Raw genomic sequence first — 21729 nt, 5'->3', positions numbered from 1 at the left:
CTGCACCTTAATCAGTTAGTATCCAACTTTTGGGGTGCAGTTCAACAACGCGGGGTTTAAGTCTATAAAGGAATATGAAATTCACACAGTTTTTTAAATTCCTTTGACTGTGTTTCCTTTAAGTGTGAGGAAATTATATCAATCATTGATATCACTTTGCGCCTGGCTGCTACTTTATCACCGTTTTTGTGATTGACTTCTTCAATATAAGATGAGCATAACTTACAAAATTCAGCTACTCTTTTTTCAAGGATATTTGAGTCTTTATCGATAAAATCGTAATAGCGGTGATTATTAGCCTGCTTTAGGTAATCTGAATTTGGTATAGGTGCTCGTATGAATGTTTTCTCTGAGTTTAATCCAGAAATATCCTTATCATGGCTCTTGTATATAGACTCTAATAACCGCTGATTTTTACTGGATATAATCATAATTAGCCCATAAAGTGTGATGAATGCTCCAATTAGGATATGGTTCTGTTGTGATACAACCAATCTAATATTGTTAATTTTGTTGCCGTATTGTGATGAGATATTTGTATCCATATTAAAAGCTACTAAGATCCATACAATACCAACGCTTAATAGAAGATAACCCAGTCCTCTCATTATTAACCCCCATAAAGTTAGTGGGTGGAAGTGCTCTAACTCACTTAGGTCTTACAATGAACCGACCATTTTATATGACATAATATCATTACAATCATTTTGTGTGTGAATAATGGCTTTATTACTAATAAAGTCAGAAAATTTTTTATTTCAAAATGTTTGTTACTGTAAGTTTGGAGAATTTAAGTAATTCTGTTAGTAAGATAACATAAAAGCCGGTTCTTTTCATAAGAATTCTATTCATGGTTATAGCAGCTGTTATTAAACTCGTTTCTAATTAGAAGAAAACGTAATAAAAATATCAGGATCTTTCGATGGATGAATTTTTCTTCGTAATTTTATCCTGATCGGACTTGTTCGGCGTACAAGTGTACGCTAAAGTGCTGTTAGATTGATAGAGATCCCGCAGATAAACATATTTAATGAGGTATTTAATGAAGCGTGCAGTGATCACTGGATTGGGTATTGTCTCCAGCATTGGTAATAACCAGAAAGAAGTACTGGCATCTCTGAAAGAAGGTCGCTCCGGGATAACTTTTTCCGAAGAATTTAAAGAGATGAAAATGAGAAGTCACGTTTGGGGTAATGTAAAACTGGATATTACAGGGTTAATAGACCGAAAAATTCAGCGTTTCATGAGTGATGCTTCTGTTTATGCTTATCTGGCGATGGATGAAGCAATTAAAGATTCTGGCCTGACTGATGATCAGGTTTCTAATATTCGTAGTGGATTAGTTGTGGGTTCTGGTGGCGGTTCTCCACATAATCAAGTGGCTGCCGCTGATGGTATGCGTTCTCGTGGTTTGCGTGGTGTAGGGCCTTATATGGTGACCCGTGCAATGGCTTCCGGTGTGTCAGCTTGCCTTGCGACTCCTTTTAAAATCAAAGGGGTAAACTACTCTATCAGTTCTGCTTGTTCTACCTCGGCTCATTGTATTGGTCATGCGGCTGAACTTATTCAGTTAGGAAAACAGGATGTTGTTTTTGCTGGCGGTGGTGAAGAGCTGTGCTGGGAAATGAGTTGTGAATTTGATGCGATGGGGGCACTTTCAACGAAATATAACGAAACGCCTGAACAGGCTTCCCGTACTTATGATAAAAACCGTGATGGTTTTGTTATTGCCGGCGGTGGCGGTATCGTTGTTGTTGAAGAATTGGAGCATGCATTAGCACGCGGCGCACACATATACGCTGAAATTGTTGGGTATGGTGCAACATCTGATGGTGCGGATATGGTGGTTCCATCCGGTGAAGGTGCAGTTCGTTGTATGCATATGGCGTTGCAAGGTGTAAAAGGTTCTATTGACTATGTGAATACGCATGGTACTTCCACGCCAGCGGGTGATTTGAAAGAGTTGGAGGCTATCAGGGAAGTATTTGGTGATACGACACCTGCAATTTCTGCAACAAAAGCGATGACAGGCCATTCACTGGGTGCTGCTGGTGTACATGAAGCAATTTATAGCCTGCTGATGTTAGAACATAGTTTTATCGCACCGAGTATTAACATTGAAGATCTTGATGATAAAGCGGCGGGCATGAATATCATTACGAAACCTACCGAACAAAAGTTGAATACAGTAATGTCCAACAGCTTTGGTTTTGGTGGTACGAATGCTTCCCTGGTAATGAGCAAATATTTGGGTTAATTCTCCTTATCAGGTTTGGACAGTGCTCAGGCAAAAGTAACAACTTTTGGCGCATTTTAGGCGACCAGGATGAGCGAAACGAGTCAACCTCGTGTACCAAAATGTACACTTCTGTTTCTGTGCACTGTCCGTATCACCATTATTCTGCTTTTTGATCCGACTAACCACATACTCGGAAGAGAGTCCTTCAGAATACCTGGGGTTGGAGAAGACCGTCTGCCGGATGACGTCAAAAGGTTGTATCATCGTTGGGTTCAACACAAGGAACAGAGTGTGAAGCTCTGAAATAAGGAACTGGGAGTTGTATGATAATGCGTTTATTACCCTATGCTTTGTTGTTTTTGCCATTTAATATATACGCTGACAGCGAATCTTGCATTCAAACAGGCGGCTATATTGAAATGAATATGCGGGGAAAAATGATAAATGATTTGAATATTCATTCTCAGGATGTTGATTTTAAAAAAACAAGAATCGAATTACTCTCTGATGTTGAAATCAATAAAATTCTTGCTGCGGAATTTGCTAAAAAAGAGATGGAAAAAGATAAATCGAGAGACAGTTCAGTTCGACCCAGATATAAAGACTATTATGAAACTTATACAGAATATAATCCTCATAATTTAATTTTAAAATTAACCTACTTCAATAAACGAGACGACAGGAATATTTTTATTGCATCGGCAATTGTTAATGATATTGAATGCTCGGTATCATTTAGTGATTATTTAACGGTGAATCGAGAATTTTAAATCATGGATTTGGTGAAAATTGAAGGCTCACAAAAATTGAGGTTTAATATGAATTAAGTCCTATTTTTCTGAGCGTTAATTTTCGTGAAAGATAACATTAATGTAATGTAAAGTGTGTTTTTATCTTTTCAGTGACAAAAGTCCATAATTTTTTGATGATAATTATGGGCTTTTGTTTATCAGGCTTTAGTTTCAGCAGCCATTTGCTGAATACGGCGCTTACGGATGATGCGTAATACTGGAGGAATAATCAGAACCAATACTGCCAATATCAATAAACTCTGAGCAATCGTGCTGTTCCACAGAATTCCAAATTCTCCATTACTGATGGAAAGTGCGCGACGTAAATTTTGTTCCAGCATTTCTCCCAATACGAAACCGAGAATTAATGGTGACATGGGGAAATTCATTTTCCTTAGAATGTAACCGAAAACGCCCAGCCCTATCATCAGCAGAAGATCGAATGTAGTACTGTGTACCGCATATACACCAACGGCCGAAACGGTAGCAATGGCAGGGACAAGGAACCATAACGGAATAGTTAACATCCGGGTAAATAGACCTATCATTGGGATATTCATGATTAGCAGGATAATGTTGGCAATCAGTAATGCTGCAATTAATCCCCAAACGATATCCGGTTGCTCAGTAAACATTCCCGGACCCGGCGTAATGTTATAGAGCGTTAATGCACCCATCATAACGGCAGTGGTGCCTGAACCTGGAACTCCTAATGTTAGCATTGGAATAAAGGAGCCACAGGCCGAAGCGTTGTTAGCAGCTTCCGGTGCTGCAACGCCACGAATATCACCTTTACCAAATGAATCGCTGTTTCCACTGATCCTTTTCTCGGTCATATAGGTAATTGCACTGGCAATTGTCGCCCCTGCACCAGGCAAAATACCGACAAAGAAACCGATAAAAGATGACCTGATCGTTGGCATGGCGCATTCAGCCGCTTCCTTGCGGTTAAACAACAAACGGCCTGTTTTGCGAATAATGGTTTTGCCGGTTGATGTATTTTCTAACATCAGCAGAATTTCGCTGACAGAGAACAGTCCTATTACTACAACGATAAACTGAATACCATCTGACAGATGAACGTTGTCGAAAGTAAAACGGTAAACCCCGGTGTTGGCGTCTACTCCGACAGTTGCCAGACCCAATCCTATCAGTGCCGCTAATAGTGATTTCAGCGGATTCTGACTCATCATGCTACCCAGACAGGCAATAGCAAAAACCATGAGAGCAAAATATTCAGCAGGGCCGAAAGCTAATGACCACTGCGCCAGTAATGGTGCAAACAAAATAATGCCGAAAATTGCCAGCAAAGAACCACAGAAAGAACTGACTGCGGAAATAGACAGCGCCACACCCGCACGGCCTTGTTTTGCCATCGGATAACCATCCAGTGCGGTCATAATGGCGGCGGCATCGCCGGGAACATTCAGCAGAATCGATGATATACGCCCACCATACTCACAGCCGATATAAACAGTTGCTAATAAGATCAGAGCCGATTCAGCAGGCAGTTTTAACGCGAAAGCCAGTGGCAGCAGAATCGCGACACCATTAATCGGCCCAAGCCCCGGTAACAGGCCAACAATCGTACCGACAAAACAGCCAATTAAAGCAATAATCAGGTTTTGCGGCACCATGGCAACTTCAAACCCCTGACTGAGATACATCCAGGTTTCCATAAAATTCTCCGTCAGTTGAGCCAGTTGCCGAGAGGCAGGGTTACATCAAGTAAGCGGTCAAAGGCGAAATAGAGCGTGACGCCAAGGAACACCCCGGAAATGATTGCGGCAGGCAGTGTCGCGTTAAATAACAGGGCGACACTGAATGTCAGCAGAGCGGTAGCCAGAGGAAAACCCAGCCATTCAAATGCCCAGCCATAAATAACTAAAGAGACAATCAGCATCATCAGGCGACGGATAACCGATGCGTTAGGCCAGTTATTCTGTTCTGGTTTTTTGAAAAGCAGCAATAAAGCACAGAGAGCCATCAGAGACAGAATAATCATTGGAAAAGGTCTGGGCCCCAGAGGTTCATAAGTGTATTCGCTTTGGATTTCCCAACCAATAACCATACCGATGGTACAGAGTGCTAACCAGACAGCCGCAAAGAGGCGATCGCTCATGATAATTGCCCTGTTATTTGGCTAAGCCGAAAGCTTTGGCTTGTTTACGATACTGTTCAACCTGTTTTTTCACATAGCTGTCCAGTTCCTTGCCGGTCATGTTAAATTCGAACAATCCACGGATATCACGCTGCTTTTTAAACGTATCTGTTTGTTGTAATTTATTAAAAGTATCAACCCACCACTGATACGCTTCATCGGAGACTTTTGGTCCCATATAAAATCCGCGGATAATCGGCCATACTAGGTCATAGCCTTGCTCTTTGGCGGTAGGAATATTAGCTAAATCACCCTCCAGCCGTTTATCGGCATAAACAGCCAGAACACGGATTTTGTCTCCATTCAGGTAAGGCATCATCTCGCTCAGATCACCGGAGACAGCCTGAATATGGTTACCCAGCAGAGCTGTGACAGGTTCACCACCCCCCTCAAAAGCGACATAACGCATTTTGTGAGGATCAACACCCACCTCTTTTGCCAGCAGTGCTGTTTTCATCCAGTCCTGACTGCCGATAGACGCGCCGGCGCCAAACACAATGCTGGTGGGATTGTCTTTGAAAGCATTCATCAGATCATTTAGGGTGCTATAAGGAGAATCAGCACGAACGGCAATCATGCCATAATCAGTACCAACACTTGCCAGCCAGCGAACATCATTAACGTTGTAGCGGCCAAATTTTCCCTGAGACAAATTGAGCAGAGAACCACCGGAAAAGGCGACGATGGTTCCCGCTTCAGCAGGTCGCTGTGCGACGATAGCGTTGTAAGCGACAGCACCGACACCACCGGGCATAAAGGTGACGCGCATAGGTTTACTGATCTCTTTCGTATCCAGTAATGAAACCTGTACCAGTTTGCAGGTCAGATCAAACCCGCCACCCGGTTTTGCCGGGGCAATACATTCAGTTCTGCCGGGGGCGTCGGCAGCAAAAACACTGCTTGCGCTAAATAGTAAAACGGTTGCCGCTAACATTTTGATTGTTATAGTTTTCATTTGTTTTCTCTCATCAATACCCGTGTAAGATATAGCCACCATAAACGGATCTGGTTGACTCAATTGATAATAACAAAACCTTTCATTTACCTTTCATTAACAAGAAAAGTTGTTGATATGTGATTTCAATCGCTTAATTTGCGTAGCGTTTCGCATTAATGAGTTAACAAATGGCGGCAGACTTTCTTTTTTGTTTGGGTTTGTTGTAAGTTTCTCGTAGTGCTGATGTTGCTTTGTTTGGTGTTAAGCAACTTAAAGAGAAATTATTCGAAGGTGACGTGGTTTTTGGCAAAAATAGCCGTAAACTTTCGCTCAATACAGGGGAGAGATAAAGTGAAAAGCTTGAAGGGTTTGCCTGCTATCTGGAACAGCCGCCTGTAGGCGACTGTTTAACCGTTTTGCATCTTTATGTTTATTGATTGGTTACTCGAAGTGCATGATTTCATCGATGTCAAGCGGTGCTGGATTTTGTCGGCAGCAAGGGCATGTCACGTAAGCTATTCCAGGTACTCTGTTTGAGTCAACTTCAGCTTGGAAAGCTTGTTTTAAGCATTCCGTGTGCATTGGATAGCTTTCGGGGCCGCCGTGATTGCAACTGAGTTGGTAAAAAGGCTTGTCATTATTTTCAAGACAAATGGTACATTCTTTGGTTGTATCTGACTCAATGTGTGGCATGTGACTTCTCCTATATGAGGGATTATTTCGCTTTTTTGGCTTAAATAGCGTTTCAAAACAATAGATCTCTCGAAGGGAACTTAATCTGGTTTTTACGATCTGATTAATCGCAAAAAATCACAAATTACTCGTTGGACTGAGTTATGTTAATTATAGCACCTATATTCTGGAATGAATGGCGCTGAACGGTAAATAAAATGGGTTAAGTAAGATAGATTCTAAATGTCCGGCTATTTTTCAAAATATTACAAGCAGTAATATAAATCGGGAAAATAGTTATGTTTGTAATTATATTAATTGATTAGATATTTAAAATATGCGCTTACTATTAGTGGAAGACCACCCTGAATTATTGCATTGGCTGCAAAAAGCACTGAGTAGTGCTGGGTTTGCTGTAGATGTTGCTGGTGATGGCATTGTTGCCGATCAATTATTGCAGACAGAAAATTATGCATTGCTGATTCTGGATGTTTCTTTGCCAAGGCTGGATGGTCTTTCTCTGTTAGTTCGTTTGCGTAAGCGGGGACAAAATCTGCCGGTATTATTGCTAACGGCTAAGGCTGATGTTTCTGATCGGGTGAAAGGGCTTAATTCTGGCGCTGATGATTATCTGACTAAGCCTTTTGATTTACAGGAATTGGAGGCGCGTATCCGGGCATTACTTCGGCGTAGTGCAAATGTTTCACAGGAAACCCTGATATTTGGCTCCCTGGTTTATCAAGATGAAGGTTACTTTATTTTGAACGATGAGCCACTGGCTTTGACACCGCGGGAACTCTCTGTTTTGACAACCCTGTTCCATCGCCGGGGAAGGCCGGTCTCTAAACAACAGCTTTTTGAACAGGTATTTGCATTGTCGGATGAAGCGAATCCACAAAGTATCGAACTTTATGTACACCGGGTTCGGAAAAAATTGTCAGGCAGTAATGTGGGGATTAGCACATTACGGGGATTAGGCTATCGTCTTGAGTGCCAAAACGGATGAAATTGCTCAAAGTACCGAATTCACTGTTTCATCAGTTACTTTTATTTTTCGGTGTTCCGCTGTTTTTGTTGGGCAGTCTGTCTGTTTATACCCATTATTTCAGTGCGAAAAATGCGGCTACATTGGCTTATGACCGTACTTTACTGGCATCAGCCCGAACCGTGGCAGAACGGCTGACCGTTGAGAATAACCAATTGATTGTTGATGTACCTTATGTGGTTCTGGATAGTTTTGAGCGAAATATGAATGATCGGCTGTTCTATCAGGTGTTATCTCCTGAAGGGAAAACAATTTCTGGTTATGACGATTTGCCGTTAATACCTGAATATACGCCGCGTTCCAATTTATACACTGCGTTGGTCTATTTTTATGATGCGGAATATCACGGTCAGCCTATCCGGGTTGCCGCGCTTTATCAGCCGATCAATGAAGGTGGAATGATAGGAATGGCGTTAATACTGGTTGCTGAAACGGTGGCTTCTCGTCATTATTTTGCGCAACAATTATTAATATCTTCTTTGCTGAGTCAGGGAGCTGTTGTCGGCTTGACTCTGATTCTGGCTTATTTTCTGTTGAAACAATTACTCAAACCACTACATAAACTCTCTGGTGTCATGGTTCGTCGCCCCGCTAATGATCTTACTCCGTTACCGGATATGTTGCCGTGGTCAGAACTTTCTCCGTTATTACATGCATTTAATCGCTATATAGAACGGCTGAAACTGATGGTTAGCCGGCAGAAAAGATTCAGTGCGGATGCTTCTCATCAACTCAGAACACCGTTAACGGTATTGAAAACCCAGGTGGCGGTCGCGCTTGCCAGCCAAGATCCTGAACAATGGAAAGAGAGCTTACGGGCTATTGATCGCACGTTGGATAATACGATTTCTCTGACAGACCGTTTATTACAGCTCTCTCGCTTAAAAGCGCATGAAAAGGAAGCTGTTCAAGATTATAAACCGGTCAATTTAGTCGAATTGTTGCAACAGGCGTGTTTTTCTCGCTTGCAACAGGCTGAAAGTAAACATATTGATTTGGGTTATGAAGGAGAAAATATTCAGCGGATAAAAGGTGAACCTGTATTACTGACAGAAATGTGCGCCAACTTATTAGACAATGCAATTAAATATACGCCGGAAGGCGGAATTGTCACTTCCAGAATTATTCTCAGCCCTTGTAAGACATATTGTTATTTGGAAGTGGATGACAGCGGGCCGGGGATTGCTGAAGAAGAAGTCAATTTGTCACTGATGGCTTTTAATCGTCTTGATAATGCTGCGGGGCATGAAGGAGCAGGGCTGGGGTTAGCTCTGGTGAAAGATATTAGTCTTTATCATGGTACTCATCCCCAATTATTGCCCAGTGAAACACTGGGCGGCTTATTAGTAAGAATTCCTTTCAGGTTTTCTGATGATTAATTTTCTGCGATTTTTCTGTTTTACGGCCAAAAAGAGGAACACGTAATTGTTGTGCTAGTATGACACCTAATAGTGTTATGCCGCCACCGATCAGATGGTAACTGTGAATTTTTTCGTGCAGAACCAGAATAGCGATAATTGTTGTAAATATCGGCGTCAAATTCATAAATATGGCAGTAGTATTAGCGCCAAGTTTTATGACACCTTGTATCCATAAATAAGGGGCAAGGATAGAGGCGGGAATACCGGCAAATAAGACTAACGAAATATTGTTGGCATTTAATTGAACATCGTTGGTCAACAGGAAGTTTGGCAGTAATAACAGGACACCAAAAGTAATCTGCACATACAGGGATTGCCAGTTTGGCAATGGAATAGACCAGTGTTTGGTTAATACACCATAGAGTGCGTAGGAGGTGGAGGCAATCAACATCATCAATTCACCGCGGCCTAAACCGTGTTGCAACAATGACATGGGATCACCGGTACTGACCAACCAGACTAAACCAAACAGCGACAGAATAGCACCAAGAGCAATACCAACAGTGGGGACAACACGTAAAACAAATATACTGATGACAACGGTCAAAAGAGGAATCAATGAGCTAAGAATTCCCATAAATGTTGCACTGATACTGTGTGCAGCGTAATAGGCCAAGCTTTGGTAAAGTACCATACCAAGTGCACCAAGGATTAATAACTTCCACCAATATTGACAGATTGTTTTCCATTGGCGAATAACAGGCAGCGCAACAAAGGGAGTTAATGTGAGAAAGGCCAGGAACCAGCGATAAAAAGAGATTGCCGCTGGATCAATTGCTGTAGCGGAGGCTTTACTCACCACGGCATTAATTGACCAAATCAGGACTGCCAGAAGCGGGAAAATCATATTCATATAGATGAGTCGCATTGAGATAAAAATGAGTGTTTAGTCTAATGGTGTCTGATTTATTATATATAACGATAATCAGACAATGGATAAGGCAATTGAGACAATATGGCAGAAAAACTTCATATCCCTGTGGAAGACATGGATATTCCGGTCAGTATTTCTTTCCGCAGCGAGTTATTCAGTGCGGACACCGAGTGTTTACGTCATACCCATCCATTCGGGCAACTTATTTATGTCGTCTGTGGTGTAATGGCAATGAATGCTGGAGAACAACATTTTTTAGCGCCACCGCAATTTTGTGTCTGGATACCGGAAGGAATAGCGCATTCGGGATATAGTAGAAAAGCAATGAGATTCAGGGCAATAGATATTTCTCCTGAGTGGGGGAAATTATTGCCGGATGCTCCTTGTATTATCCGGCTTAGCCCAATATTCAATACGATTATGGCTGATTGTTTTGAACGTGAATTGAAAATACCGGAAACAGAACAGGATTTACGGCTGGCTCAAGTGCTGATTGATCAGCTAATTCAGTCTCCTGTTCAGCATACCTATCTGCCTTTCTCTAAAGATAAACTTTTAGCACCGATACTACAGGAACTTGAACGTAATCCGGCTGATAATACGTCATTGTTGCAATGGGCAAAACAGCGTTATACCTCGGAACGCACTTTGTCACGGCGTTGCCGGCAAGAATTAGGCATGTCATTTAGTGAATGGCGGCAACGGTTGCGGTTTATCCATGCTATTTCTTTGTTGGAACAAGGGAAAACCGTTAATGAAGTTGCCTTTGATGTAGGTTACAGCTCATCTTCTGCTTTTATTGCGATGTTTCAGCAACTGGCGGGTACGACACCAGAGCGTTTCAGAAAAAGCGAATAATAAAAGAAACCGTCGTGATGGGTTTTGTTACGATTAAATGGCAAAATAGCCGGCTACGTCCGTTTGATGCCACAGGATGGAATTAAGTGAAGATTCTGGTTGATGAAAATATGCCTTATGCTGAACAACTGTTTCAGCAATTAGGGGATGTACACGCTATTTCGGGGCGTCCGGTGCCGGAAGGCGCACTGGATAACGCGGATGCGTTTATGGTTCGCTCGGTGACTAAAGTTAATGAAGAATTGCTGAAAGGCAGCACGGTAAAATTTATCGGTACGGCAACAGCGGGTACGGACCATGTGGATCAACAATGGTTATCTCAAGCGGGAATCGGGTTTTCTGCTGCGCCGGGATGCAATGCCATTGCTGTGGTTGAATATGTTTTCTCAGCATTAGTGTTACTGGCTGAACGTGACAATTTTGAACTCAAAGATAAAGTTGTCGGGATCATTGGCGTCGGTAATGTCGGTAGCCGGCTGGCAGAACGGTTATCTATCCTTGGCATACGGACACTCTTATGTGATCCGCCAAGAGCTGAAAGAGGTGATGCTGGTGAATTTTGGCCATTGGAAAAACTGCTCAAAGAGGCGGATATTCTGACATTCCATACGCCACTGAATAAATCAGGCCCATATAAAACACTTCATCTGGCGGGGGCTGAATTATTGTCGGCTTTGCCGGATAACCGCATATTGATTAACGCCAGCCGGGGTGAAGTTGTTGATAATCAGGCCCTGCTTGCCGAGTTGAAACGTGGTAAAAAACTCAGTGTTGTGCTGGATGTTTGGGAACTAGAACCTGATTTATCCCTACCATTACTGGAATTAGTTGATATAGGTACACCGCACATCGCGGGTTATACCCTCGAAGGCAAGGCACGCGGCACCACACAGGTATTTGAGGCTTACTGTGGATTCCTTGGTCAACCCCGTAAAGTTGCCTTATCTGATCTGTTGCCTGAGCCTGATTTCAGCCGGGTCGCCTTGCATGGAAATGTGACTCAAAGCACACTGAAGCGACTGATACATTTAGTGTATGATGTGCGCCGCGATGATACCCCGTTACGGCAGGTTGCCGGTCAGAAAGGGCAATTCGATCTTCTGCGTAAAAACTATTTGGAACGCCGGGAATGGTCATCTTTGACCGTGTGCTGTGATAACCGAGAGAGTGCTGAGTTATTAGCCGCTCTTGGTTTCAGTACAGAACTGATTTAATTGGTGCAGGCATATATCTGCATGTCAGAAAGATAAGGTGGAGAAAACCAACATGTCGGAAGGATGGAATATTGCCCTGTTGGGTGCGACAGGCGCGGTAGGTGAAGCGATACTGGCGTTATTACAGGAGCGTCAGTTTCCCGTTGGTGAACTGTATCCTCTTGCCAGTGAACATAGTGCCGGTGAAAACCTGCGTTTTAATGGTAAAAATTTAATTGTCCGTGATGTTGCTGATTTTGACTGGTCACAGGTGCAACTCGCTTTTTTTGTGGCCGGAACAGAAGCCACGGCACAGTATGCTGAACAAGCGGCAGAAGCAGGTTGTCTGGTGCTCGATAGCAGCGGATTGTTTGCTATGGAGCCGGATGTTCCCTTGGTTGTCCCGGGTGTGAATCCTCATGCATTGGCGGATTATCGTAACCGTAATATTGTCGCCTTGGCAGATTGCATGACCAGTCAGGTGCTGACAGCGATTAAACCGTTAGTTGACGCCGCAGGAATTGCACGCTTACATTTGACCAATTTGCTCTCTGTCTCCGTTCACGGCAAAGCGGCTGTTGATGAATTAGCTGGGCAGAGCGCCCGTTTACTTAACGGTATCCCACCAGAACCAGGTCGTTTCAGCAAGCAACTGGCGTTTAATCTTTTGCCGCTGCTGGCAGACGCTGAAGGCTCGGTACGTGAAGAGCGCTGCGTTGTAGATCAGATACGCAAAATTTTACAGGATGAAGGGCTGCCCATTTCAGTTAGTTGCGTTCAGTCTTCTGTTTTTTATGGTAATGCTCAGGTAGTCCATTTGGAAACATTGCGTCCGGTTGGGGTGGAAGAAGCCCGTGAAGAATTAGAGCGGATGGTTGATATTAACGTTTCAGAGGAAGGCGATTATCCAACTCAGGTGACGGATGCGTCTGGTAATGATTTGCTGAGTATTGGCTGTCTGCGCAATGATTATGGTATGCCGGAGGTATTACAATTCTGGTCTGTGGCCGATAATATCCGGTTTGGTGGTGCACTGATGGCGGTTGAGACAGCAGAAAAACTGATTCAGGAGCAATTTTACTGATGCTTGGTACAGAACAAACAGCATTTGTGCCAGGTTCAAAAATGAAAATTGCATTGGGTATTGAGTACGATGGCAGCCGGTATTATGGTTGGCAGCGTCAGCAGGAAGTGAAAAGTGTTCAGGGGTGCCTTGAGGAAGCGTTATCAAAAGTCGCCAATGAACCCATATCGGTATTTTGTGCCGGCCGAACCGATGCTGGAGTACATGCAACAGGGCAAGTCGTTCATTTTGAAACGTCTGCATTGCGCAAGGATGCGGCGTGGACAATGGGGGTAAATGCACATTTACCACCGGATGTTGCTGTTCGTTGGGTGAAAACCGTGGATGAGGATTTCCATGCCCGTTTTAGCGCGACTGCCCGGCGGTATCGTTATATTATTTTTAATCATCGTTATCGTCCGGCAGTACTGGCCAGTGGCGTGACTCATTTTCATTATCCATTGGATGAAAAGCGGATGCATCAGGCCGCGCAGTGTTTGTTGGGGGAAAATGATTTTACCTCTTTCCGTGCGGTTCAATGCCAGTCCAAAACACCCTGGCGTAATGTGATGCATATTAATGTCAACCGCTACGGGCATTACGTCGTAATAGATATTAAAGCCAACGCTTTTGTACATCATATGGTGCGTAATATTGTCGGTAGCCTGATGGAAATTGGTTGTGGCAATCAAGATATTAACTGGATGGCACAATTGCTTGCTGTAAAAGACCGGACGAAAGCCGCTGCGACGGCGAAAGCGGCAGGATTATATCTAGTTGCCGTTGATTACCCTGCACAGTTTGATTTGCCGGGATCTGATATGGGGCCTCTGTTTCTGGCAGATGATCTGATTTAACATTTTTATTTGGTTGCCGACAAGGATGTTTTGGTATAACGGGGAGTATTATGGAATATCTGACACATTTCATTGATTTTGCTAAATTTATTATTGATTTCATTCTCCATGTTGACATTCATTTAGCAGAGCTTGTCGCAGAATATGGTCATTGGGTGTATGGCATTCTGTTCTTGATTCTGTTTTGTGAAACAGGATTAGTGGTGACTCCATTTTTGCCAGGAGATTCGCTGCTATTTGTTGCGGGTGCTTTAGCGGCTTTGGATTCAAATGATCTGAATGTGCATATCATGGTGGTGTTGATGATTATTGCGGCCATTATTGGCGATGCGGTGAACTATGCTATTGGCCGCGTCTTTGGCGAAAGATTATTTACCAATCCGAATTCGAAAATTTTCCGCCGGAGTTATCTGGATAAAACACATGAGTTTTATGAAAAACATGGTGGGAAAGCCATTATTTTAGCGCGATTTGTACCAATTATCAGAACATTTGCACCATTCGTTGCAGGCATGGGGAAAATGTCTTATCGTCATTTTGCTGCTTATAACGTGATTGGCGCACTGGTTTGGGTACTGTTATTCACCTATGCTGGTTATATATTCGGTGATATGTCAATGGTACAACAGAATTTGAAACTGTTGATTGTTGCTATCATCTTTATCTCAATCCTGCCCGGAGTGATTGAAATCTGGCGTCACCGCCGTGCGGCGATGAAACAGAAAACCAATAACCCGTAACAGGTTTGAGCAGTTTTTTATCCACACTGTAATAGCATTGTGGTTTAATGGCATACATAACAAAACTGGCATAAGCCAGATTCAGACGGAAAGATCATTCAATGAGCTGGATTGAAAAAATTCTTAATAAAAGCAACATTACCCAAACTCGTAAGGCAAATATCCCTGAAGGGGTTTGGACCAAATGTGATAGTTGCAGTCAGGTGCTCTACCGTGCTGAGTTAGAGCGCAATCTTGAGGTTTGCCCTAAATGTGATCATCACATGCGTATTTCGGCGCGTACCCGGTTGGAGACTCTTCTTGATGAAGGGACAAAAACTGAATTAGGGGAGGAATTAGAGCCGAAAGATATTCTGAAATTCCGCGATTCTAAAAAGTATAAAGACCGCATATCGGCAGCACAAAAGCAAACTGAAGAGAAAGACGCACTGATCGTGATGAAAGGCACGTTGAGTGGTATGCCGGTTGTTGCTGCTGCTTTTGAATTTGCGTTTATGGGTGGTTCAATGGCTTCTGTTGTCGGCGCCCGTTTTGTTCGCGCGGTAGAACAGGCGTTGGAAGACAATTGTCCTCTGGTCTGTTTTTCTGCCAGTGGCGGTGCCCGTATGCAAGAAGCGCTGATGTCACTGATGCAGATGGCGAAAACCAGTGCTGCTTTGGCAAAAATGCAGGAACGTGGTTTGCCTTATATCTCTGTGATGACTGACCCGACAATGGGCGGTGTTTCAGCGAGTTTGGCAATGTTGGGTGATATTAATATTGCTGAACCGAAGGCATTGATTGGCTTTGCTGGTCCACGTGTTATTGAGCAGACAGTACGCGAGAAATTGCCGCCAGGTTTCCAACGCAGTGAGTTTTTGCTGGAAAAGGGGGCGATTGACATGATTGTTCGTCGTCCTGAAATACGAGACACACTTGCCCGTTTGCTTTCTAAACTGACTCATCAGCCGCAACCTGGTACTAAAGCCGTTGTTGCTGAATTGGTGGCAGAACCCGCTGATGTTGATGCGAATATTCAAATAAGTACCAATAAAGAAGATGTCTGACACTTTGCAAATTCCTCAAGCCACGTCGCCGCTGACGACGTGGCTTTCCTATCTTGGAAGCCTGCATACTAAAGCCATTGATATGGGGCTTGAACGTGTGGGCAAACTCGCCCGAACCTTGGAATTGGTTAATCCCGCACCTAAGGTGATAACCGTATCCGGTACTAATGGTAAAGGCACCACTTGTTGCACTATCGAATCTGTGCTGTTGGCGGCTGGGCTGAGAGTGGGCGTTTACAGCTCACCGCATCTTGTACGTTATACCGAAAGAGTCCGTATTCAGGGTAAAGAGTTACCTGAACAGGCGTTCTGTCGTGTATTTGCGGATATTGAATCTCGCCGTAGTGATATTTCACTGACTTATTTTGAATATGGCACATTAGCGGCTCTGCAATTGTTTAAAGAAGCTTGCCTGGATGTCGTTATTTTAGAAGTCGGCTTAGGTGGGCGGCTGGATGCGACAAATATTGTGGATGCCGATATTGCAGCCGTTACCAGTATTGCACTCGATCACATTGACTGGTTAGGGGCTGATCGCGAACATATTGGTTGTGAGAAGGCGGGAATTTTCCGCAAAGATTGTTTCGCCGTGGTTGGTGAACCGGATATGCCATCTTCTATTGCGGAAGTTGCCGATGAATTGGGGGCCAAGTTGTTCCGCTGTGGTATTGACTGGCGCTTTTCTCAACAGGAGAAAGATTGGCACTGGCAATCTGATGATATGCTATTTAGTCATCTGCCTTTGCCAAATGTTCCTTTGATGAATGCCGCAACCGCAATGGGTGTTATTTGTTGCCTGTTACGACAAGGAGATAAAGTCAGTCAGGCTATTAATGAAAATGCCATCCATCAGGGGCTGCAAAATGCGCAATTGCTTGGGCGTTTCCAAATAATTCATGAAAAGCCGTTGTTGATTCTGGATGTGGCGCATAACCCACATGCCGCGGCTTATCTGGTACAGAAATTAACCCTGTTGCCCCGTCAACCGGGCAGCAAAATTCTTGGGGTAGTGGGTATGCTTGGCGATAAAGATATTGCCGGCACACTGGCTTGCCTGTCACAGCAAATTAATGAGTGGTATTGCGCTCCGTTGACTGAACTGCGTGGTGCAGATGCACAGGCATTGGCTGAGCATCTTGAGCAGCCACGGGTATTTACTGATGTGGAAAGTGCCTGGTATCAGGCAATGGCAGACGCTGATGAACAGGATATTGTTGTCGTTTGTGGTTCATTCCACACAGTAGCGCATGTCATGGAGGCTCTGGACAGGGAGAAGCGAAGTGGCAAGTAAATTTCAAAATCGTTTGGTCGGTACAATTGTGTTGGTAGCACTGGGTGTTATTGTGCTGCCTGCATTGTTGGACGGCAACAAGAAATATAACGAAGATAAGTTTGCATCAATTCCCCTGGTTCCGAAGCCTGGGGATGAGCAAGAAATTGAATCTATTCCTCCCCTTAATCCGCCAATATTATCAATGCCTCTGGAAGATGAGACAGAGGCATTGCTGCCGGAGACGCTAGAGCAGCCGGAAATACCATTGGTGACAGTTCCGTCGTCGGCTGCACCGATAGCGCCTCCTGCTGTTCAGCCGGAAGTCAAACCTCAACCACAGATTAAGCCTGAACAAAAACCGGATATTAAGCAGCCGGTGTTGGCGAAACCAGAGATTAAACCGGAACCGAAGCCTGAAGTTAAACCCGTTGAAAAAGCACCGCAAGGGCAAGCATATATCGTACAACTGGGTGCCTTGAAAAACGCTGGAAAGGTGGATGAAATCGTTGCCAGACTGCGTTTGTCGGGTTATCAGGTCTATACGGTACCTTCATCTCCGGTGAATGGGCAGTTAACCAGAATATATGTCGGTCCGAATGCTTCTAAACAACAACTCGACTCGGCGTTATCAGAACTGAAAAATCTGACAGGATTACAAGGGCAGGTAAGAAGCTATAGACCGTAATAAAGCTGACGATGCCTATGTGATGAATAGGATAATTGTGATGAAATTAAGTAGTAAATATTAAGCGACCGCGGCGATAATGAATTTCCTATATCGCCGCTAATTATTTTCAGTGGAATAGGAAATCTGCTACGCAAACGTTTTCGTTTTCTGTTAAAATGCGCCTGAAACGGATGCCGGGGCGTCTATTTTGGAATTAAAACATGGTTTGGATTGATTACGTTATTATTGCCATTATTGGCTTCTCGGCATTGGTTAGCCTGATTCGTGGGTTTATTCGTGAGGCGTTGTCACTGGTCACCTGGGGATGTGCTTTTTTTGTGGCAAGCCACTTCTACTCTTACTTAGCGGTCTATTTTACCCGTTTTGAAGATGAACTGGTGCGTAACGGAATCGCCATTGCGCTTCTGTTTATTGCGACTTTGATTGTCGGTTCTGTGGTGAACTATGTGATAGGTTCTCTTGTGCAACGGACTGGATTGTCTGGTACTGATAGGGTACTCGGAGTCTGCTTTGGGGCATTGCGTGGTGTGCTGATTGTTGCTGCTATTCTGTTTTTTCTGGATACATTCACACCATTGTCTCAAAATGATGACTGGAAGCAGTCACAATTGATCCCGCAGTTCAGTCATATCATCAGGTGGTTCTTTGACTACCTGCAAAATGCGTCAAGTTTCCTGCCGGAGAAATATACCTCTCCGCTTGGCTGATGAGGAAAAACTACATGTGCGGTATTGTTGGTATCGTCGGTTTTACACCGGTTAACCAGTCGATTTATGATGCGTTGACGGTGCTTCAGCACCGTGGGCAAGATGCTGCTGGCATTGCCACTATTGATGGTAACAATGGGTTTCGTTTACGCAAAGCCAACGGCTTAGTGAGAGATGTGTTTGAAACCCGGCATATGCGGCGTTTACAGGGAACGATTGGGATTGGTCATGTTCGCTATCCGACGGCGGGCAGCTCCAGTGCATCGGAAGCCCAGCCGTTTTATGTGAACTCTCCATTTGGTATTACATTGACACACAATGGTAATTTGACGAATGAGCATGAATTAAAAAAAATGTTGTTTGAAAATGCCCGTCGTCATGTGAATACCACGTCAGATTCCGAGATTTTGCTCAATGTTTTTGCTAATGAATTGGATCGTTTCCAGCATTATCCGTTGGAGCCTGACAATATTTTCGCCGCGGTAGCGGCAATGCATAAACAGGTTCGTGGTGCTTATGCCTGTATTGCGATGATTATCGGTCATGGGTTAGTCGCTTTCCGAGATCCACACGGTATTCGTCCGTTGGTGTTAGGCAAGCGTACTCTGAATGATGGCCGTAATGAGTATATGGTCGCTTCTGAAAGTGTTGCATTGGATACGCTGGGGTTTGAATTCCTGCGGGATGTTGCATCGGGTGAAGCGGTTTATATCACTGAGAAAGGTCAGTTATTTACCCGCCAGTGCGCTGAAAATCCTTCTCTGACTCCCTGTTTGTTTGAATTTGTCTATTTTGCCCGTCCAGACTCTTTTATTGATAAGATTTCGGTTTATAACGCCCGTGTGCGGATGGGGCATAAGCTGGGAACGAAAATTGCCCGTGAGTGGGAAGATTTACATATTGATGTGGTTATTCCTGTCCCTGAAACTTCCTGTGATATTGCTCTGGAAATTGCCCGTATACTGGGTAAACCTTACCGTCAGGGATTTGTGAAAAACCGTTATGTTGGTCGGACATTTATTATGCCGGGTCAACAGGAGCGCCGGAAGTCAGTCCGCCGTAAACTGAATGCCAATCGTGCGGAATTCCGCGATAAGAATGTGCTGCTGGTGGATGACTCTATCGTTCGCGGTACAACGTCGGAACAGATTGTTGAAATGGCCCGTGAAGCGGGAGCGAAGAGGGTTTATCTTGCGTCTGCGGCTCCAGAAGTGCGTTTCCCGAATGTTTATGGCATTGATATGCCAAATGCAAATGAATTGATCGCTCATGGGCGTGAAGTTGATGAAATTCGCCAGCTCATTGGTGCAGATGCGTTGATATTCCAGGATTTGACGGATCTGATTGATGCTGTTCGTGAAGAAAACCCAGATATTGAAGAGTTTGAATGTTCAGTATTCAATGGCATTTATGTTACCAAAGACATTGACCAGACTTATCTCTATTATCTGGAAAATCTGCGTAAAGACGATGAAATGACATTGAATAATCAGAACGAAATCGAAAATCTGGATATCTATAATGAAGGTTGATGACCTTCGGATTTAAAATTGTTGTCCAGTGTCAGCACGAGGAAAAAATGAAAAGATTGATCGTGGGGCTTACAGGAGCAAGCGGGGCTATTTATGGCGTCAGGCTGCTGCAAGTTTTACAGCCAGTTGGGGGCATAGAAACACATCTGGTCATCAGTCAGTCCGCTCGCCAGACACTGGCCCTTGAAACAAATTATAGTTTACGAGATGTGCAAGCGCTGGCTGATGTCGTGTATGACAACAGAGATATAGCCGCTGCTATCTCTTCCGGTTCGTTCAAAACTTCGGGTATGATCGTTTTGCCATGTTCAATAAAAACCCTTTCAGGTATTGTTCACAGCTATACCGATGGATTAGTGACCAGAGCGGCAGATGTTGTATTGAAAGAAGGTCGTAAGTTGGTGCTTGGTGTGAGAGAAACGCCATTGCATTTGGGGCATCTCAGGTTGATGACTCAGGCGGCAGAAATAGGTGCGGTGATTATGCCGCCAGTGCCTGCATTTTATCATCGGCCTGAACAGATTCAGGATATTATTGACCAGACGGTTAATCGGGTGCTCGATCAGTTTGATATCGAGCTACCTCATGACCTGTTTACCCGTTGGCAAGGCGCTAAAGGTGTTGAGATTTAGTGTTTAGCAGGTCTTCAAAAGCTTCCTTTAGCTGAAAATAGCGGAAGCCAAAACCAGCTTGTTCCAGTTTATGCGGTATTGCCTGCTGTCCTCCCAGTACCAGTGCCGCAGCTTCTCCCATGAGTAATTTCAGCACAAAAGCTGGTATGCGGATAATTGAAGGGCGGTTCAATACTTCTCCGAGTGTTGCGGCAAACTGATCATTATGTACCGGATAAGGGGCGGTGATATTAAAAGGACCGCTCAAACCGGGCGTCATCAACAGGTAATAGATGGCATTCACCATATCATCGATATGGATCCAAGGTAGGTACTGCTTTCCGCTACCCATAGGGCCACCAAGTCCAAGACGGAAAAGTGGTAACATTTTTCTCAGTACTCCACCGTTTTTTGCCAGTACAACGCCGGTACGCAAAAGACAAACACGGGTTTTGTCACTGGCAGCTTGTAACGCAAGTTGTTCCCATCGTTTACAGAGTTGATGAGTAAATTCATTATTGGGTGGTTCATGTTCTGTCACAACTGCCTGATTCTGATCGCCGTAATAGCCCACCGCAGAGCCGGAAATAAATACTTCTGGTGGTGTCTGACTGGCATTAATTAACTTGCTGAGTTGTTCTGTTAGTGTCCAGCGGCTCTGGCACAGCTTTTCTTTTTGCGCTGAAGTCCAGGGTTTATTTGCTATGGGTTCGCCAGCAAGATTAATAACGGCATCAAAATCATTGAGGTCCGTTTTATCTTTCAGAGTGGTCCAGCATTCAGCTTGTTTACTGAACAGAGAGTACACTTTTTGTGGTGAGCGGCTCAGAATGGTAATGGAGTGGGATAGGGAAAGAAGTTGGAAAACCAGACGGCTACCAATCAAGCCTGTTCCTCCGGTGATTAAAATATACATAGCCACTCCTATAACCTAAGTTTATATAGAAACTATAGCAGGGATATCAAGGCTGATGATTTAAAATACAGCTATCTGTTAGCCGGATCAAGTTTTGCGGGGAAA

21 protein-coding genes are annotated in these 21729 nt (G+C 44.0%); 15 read left to right on the top strand and 6 right to left on the bottom strand.

Annotated features, from left to right (window positions below):
* Nucleotides 1–62: 62 nt before the first annotated feature.
* Nucleotides 63–608 (bottom strand): hypothetical protein, encoded by a 546-nt coding sequence (locus tag VY86_RS22420; protein WP_052760747.1) that lies wholly within the window; start codon nt 606–608, stop codon nt 63–65.
* Nucleotides 609–1042: 434 nt separating this feature from the next.
* Here VY86_RS22420 and fabB point away from each other — a divergent pair, with 434 nt between their 5' ends.
* Nucleotides 1043–2257, top strand: coding sequence for a beta-ketoacyl-ACP synthase I (gene fabB / locus VY86_RS00460; RefSeq protein ID WP_046973526.1), 1215 nt, complete (start codon nt 1043–1045; stop codon nt 2255–2257).
* A gap of 305 nt (nt 2258–2562) precedes the next feature.
* Nucleotides 2563–3009 carry a hypothetical protein gene (locus VY86_RS00455; protein WP_046973525.1) on the top strand — a complete coding sequence of 149 codons (447 nt, stop codon included), beginning with the start codon at nt 2563–2565 and terminating at the stop codon, nt 3007–3009.
* A gap of 179 nt (nt 3010–3188) precedes the next feature.
* Here the strand turns inward: VY86_RS00455 and VY86_RS00450 are convergent, their stop codons facing one another.
* The 3 genes from VY86_RS00450 to VY86_RS00440 are packed head-to-tail and all read right to left on the bottom strand — an operon-like array spanning nt 3189 to nt 6146.
* Entirely contained in the window at nt 3189–4709 is a 1521-nt protein-coding gene (locus VY86_RS00450) for a tripartite tricarboxylate transporter permease (protein ID WP_046973524.1), read from the bottom strand.
* An 11-nt stretch (nt 4710–4720) separates the two neighbouring features.
* Nucleotides 4721–5152, bottom strand: coding sequence for a tripartite tricarboxylate transporter TctB family protein (locus VY86_RS00445; protein WP_046973523.1), 432 nt, complete (start codon nt 5150–5152; stop codon nt 4721–4723).
* Between the two features lie 13 nt (nt 5153–5165).
* Nucleotides 5166–6146: a Bug family tripartite tricarboxylate transporter substrate binding protein gene (locus tag VY86_RS00440; protein ID WP_046976632.1), complete on the bottom strand. Its 981-nt coding sequence runs from the start codon at nt 6144–6146 to the stop codon at nt 5166–5168.
* Nucleotides 6147–7137: 991 nt separating this feature from the next.
* Between VY86_RS00440 and tctD the strand changes: the two genes are divergently transcribed.
* Entirely contained in the window at nt 7138–7806 is a 669-nt protein-coding gene (gene tctD, locus VY86_RS00430) for a transcriptional regulator TctD (protein ID WP_046973521.1), read from the top strand.
* On the top strand, nt 7803–9224 hold the full coding sequence (locus VY86_RS00425; protein WP_046973520.1) for a sensor histidine kinase: 1422 nt from the start codon (nt 7803–7805) through the stop codon (nt 9222–9224). The genes tctD and VY86_RS00425 overlap by 4 nt, the downstream gene beginning before the upstream one ends.
* On the opposite strand, the gene VY86_RS00420 is transcribed toward VY86_RS00425, so the two are convergent.
* On the bottom strand, nt 9205–10119 hold the full coding sequence (locus tag VY86_RS00420) for a DMT family transporter (protein ID WP_046973519.1): 915 nt from the start codon (nt 10117–10119) through the stop codon (nt 9205–9207). The two genes, VY86_RS00425 and VY86_RS00420, sit on opposite strands and share 20 nt — an antisense overlap.
* Nucleotides 10120–10221: 102 nt before the next feature.
* On the opposite strand from VY86_RS00420, the gene VY86_RS00415 reads away from it, so the two are divergent.
* The 11 genes from VY86_RS00415 (at nt 10222) to VY86_RS00365 (ending at nt 20729) form a co-directional block, all read left to right on the top strand.
* Complete coding sequence (locus VY86_RS00415) at nt 10222–10998, top strand: AraC family transcriptional regulator (RefSeq protein ID WP_046973518.1); 777 nt, start codon at nt 10222–10224, stop codon at nt 10996–10998.
* An 86-nt stretch (nt 10999–11084) separates the two neighbouring features.
* Nucleotides 11085–12212, top strand: coding sequence for a 4-phosphoerythronate dehydrogenase PdxB (pdxB, locus tag VY86_RS00410; protein WP_046973517.1), 1128 nt, complete (start codon nt 11085–11087; stop codon nt 12210–12212).
* Between the two features lie 52 nt (nt 12213–12264).
* Nucleotides 12265–13275, top strand: a complete 1011-nt coding sequence (locus VY86_RS00405; RefSeq protein ID WP_046973516.1) for an aspartate-semialdehyde dehydrogenase — start codon at nt 12265–12267, stop codon at nt 13273–13275.
* Between the two features lie 41 nt (nt 13276–13316).
* The gene (gene truA / locus VY86_RS00400; protein ID WP_193386973.1) at nt 13317–14111 is read left to right on the top strand and encodes a tRNA pseudouridine(38-40) synthase TruA; all 795 of its coding nucleotides are present in this window, start codon (nt 13317–13319) and stop codon (nt 14109–14111) included.
* Nucleotides 14112–14161: 50 nt separating this feature from the next.
* Nucleotides 14162–14851, top strand: coding sequence for a DedA family protein (locus tag VY86_RS00395; RefSeq protein WP_267481294.1), 690 nt, complete (start codon nt 14162–14164; stop codon nt 14849–14851).
* A gap of 101 nt (nt 14852–14952) precedes the next feature.
* Nucleotides 14953–15897, top strand: coding sequence for an acetyl-CoA carboxylase, carboxyltransferase subunit beta (gene accD, locus VY86_RS00390; RefSeq protein WP_046973514.1), 945 nt, complete (start codon nt 14953–14955; stop codon nt 15895–15897).
* On the top strand, nt 15890–17188 hold the full coding sequence (gene folC / locus VY86_RS00385) for a bifunctional tetrahydrofolate synthase/dihydrofolate synthase (protein ID WP_046973513.1): 1299 nt from the start codon (nt 15890–15892) through the stop codon (nt 17186–17188). Before accD ends, folC begins: the two co-directional genes overlap by 8 nt.
* Nucleotides 17178–17855 carry a cell division protein DedD gene (dedD, locus tag VY86_RS00380; RefSeq protein WP_046973512.1) on the top strand — a complete coding sequence of 226 codons (678 nt, stop codon included), beginning with the start codon at nt 17178–17180 and terminating at the stop codon, nt 17853–17855. The genes folC and dedD overlap by 11 nt, the downstream gene beginning before the upstream one ends.
* A gap of 203 nt (nt 17856–18058) precedes the next feature.
* On the top strand, nt 18059–18565 hold the full coding sequence (gene cvpA / locus VY86_RS00375) for a colicin V production protein (RefSeq protein WP_046973511.1): 507 nt from the start codon (nt 18059–18061) through the stop codon (nt 18563–18565).
* A 14-nt stretch (nt 18566–18579) separates the two neighbouring features.
* A complete protein-coding gene (purF, locus tag VY86_RS00370) occupies nt 18580–20097 on the top strand; it encodes an amidophosphoribosyltransferase (RefSeq protein ID WP_046973510.1) in 1518 nt (505 codons plus the stop codon).
* 47 nt (nt 20098–20144) lie between these two features.
* The gene (locus VY86_RS00365) at nt 20145–20729 is read left to right on the top strand and encodes a UbiX family flavin prenyltransferase (RefSeq protein ID WP_046976630.1); all 585 of its coding nucleotides are present in this window, start codon (nt 20145–20147) and stop codon (nt 20727–20729) included.
* On the opposite strand, the gene VY86_RS00360 is transcribed toward VY86_RS00365, so the two are convergent.
* Nucleotides 20710–21624, bottom strand: coding sequence for a TIGR01777 family oxidoreductase (locus VY86_RS00360; RefSeq protein WP_046973509.1), 915 nt, complete (start codon nt 21622–21624; stop codon nt 20710–20712). The two genes, VY86_RS00365 and VY86_RS00360, sit on opposite strands and share 20 nt — an antisense overlap.
* Nucleotides 21625–21729 lie beyond the last annotated feature (105 nt).

The organism is Photorhabdus thracensis (assembly GCF_001010285.1).
GTDB lineage: Bacteria > Pseudomonadota > Gammaproteobacteria > Enterobacterales > Enterobacteriaceae > Photorhabdus > Photorhabdus temperata.
Note: the sequence above shows the minus strand (reverse complement) of the source record. Positions and strands in the feature narration are given on the sequence as shown.

Bases quoted from the DNA above. Each gene is read 5' to 3' on its own strand.
- VY86_RS00420 (WP_046973519.1), bottom strand. From the start codon at position 10,119: ATGAATATGATTTTCCCGCTTCTGGCAGTCCTGATTTGGTCAATTAAT.
- VY86_RS00360 (WP_046973509.1), bottom strand. From the start codon at position 21,624: ATGTATATTTTAATCACCGGAGGAACAGGCTTGATTGGTAGCCGTCTG.
- VY86_RS00395 (WP_267481294.1), top strand. From the start codon at position 14,162: ATGGAATATCTGACACATTTCATTGATTTTGCTAAATTTATTATTGAT.
- VY86_RS00445 (WP_046973523.1), bottom strand. From the start codon at position 5,152: ATGAGCGATCGCCTCTTTGCGGCTGTCTGGTTAGCACTCTGTACCATC.
- VY86_RS00415 (WP_046973518.1), top strand. From the start codon at position 10,222: ATGGCAGAAAAACTTCATATCCCTGTGGAAGACATGGATATTCCGGTC.
- truA (WP_193386973.1), top strand. From the start codon at position 13,317: ATGAAAATTGCATTGGGTATTGAGTACGATGGCAGCCGGTATTATGGT.
- VY86_RS00365 (WP_046976630.1), top strand. From the start codon at position 20,145: ATGAAAAGATTGATCGTGGGGCTTACAGGAGCAAGCGGGGCTATTTAT.
- VY86_RS00450 (WP_046973524.1), bottom strand. From the start codon at position 4,709: ATGGAAACCTGGATGTATCTCAGTCAGGGGTTTGAAGTTGCCATGGTG.
- cvpA (WP_046973511.1), top strand. From the start codon at position 18,059: ATGGTTTGGATTGATTACGTTATTATTGCCATTATTGGCTTCTCGGCA.
- purF (WP_046973510.1), top strand. From the start codon at position 18,580: ATGTGCGGTATTGTTGGTATCGTCGGTTTTACACCGGTTAACCAGTCG.
- accD (WP_046973514.1), top strand. From the start codon at position 14,953: ATGAGCTGGATTGAAAAAATTCTTAATAAAAGCAACATTACCCAAACT.
- folC (WP_046973513.1), top strand. From the start codon at position 15,890: ATGTCTGACACTTTGCAAATTCCTCAAGCCACGTCGCCGCTGACGACG.
- VY86_RS22420 (WP_052760747.1), bottom strand. From the start codon at position 608: ATGAGAGGACTGGGTTATCTTCTATTAAGCGTTGGTATTGTATGGATC.
- VY86_RS00405 (WP_046973516.1), top strand. From the start codon at position 12,265: ATGTCGGAAGGATGGAATATTGCCCTGTTGGGTGCGACAGGCGCGGTA.
- VY86_RS00425 (WP_046973520.1), top strand. From the start codon at position 7,803: ATGAAATTGCTCAAAGTACCGAATTCACTGTTTCATCAGTTACTTTTA.
- fabB (WP_046973526.1), top strand. From the start codon at position 1,043: ATGAAGCGTGCAGTGATCACTGGATTGGGTATTGTCTCCAGCATTGGT.
- VY86_RS00455 (WP_046973525.1), top strand. From the start codon at position 2,563: ATGATAATGCGTTTATTACCCTATGCTTTGTTGTTTTTGCCATTTAAT.
- tctD (WP_046973521.1), top strand. From the start codon at position 7,138: ATGCGCTTACTATTAGTGGAAGACCACCCTGAATTATTGCATTGGCTG.
- VY86_RS00440 (WP_046976632.1), bottom strand. From the start codon at position 6,146: ATGAAAACTATAACAATCAAAATGTTAGCGGCAACCGTTTTACTATTT.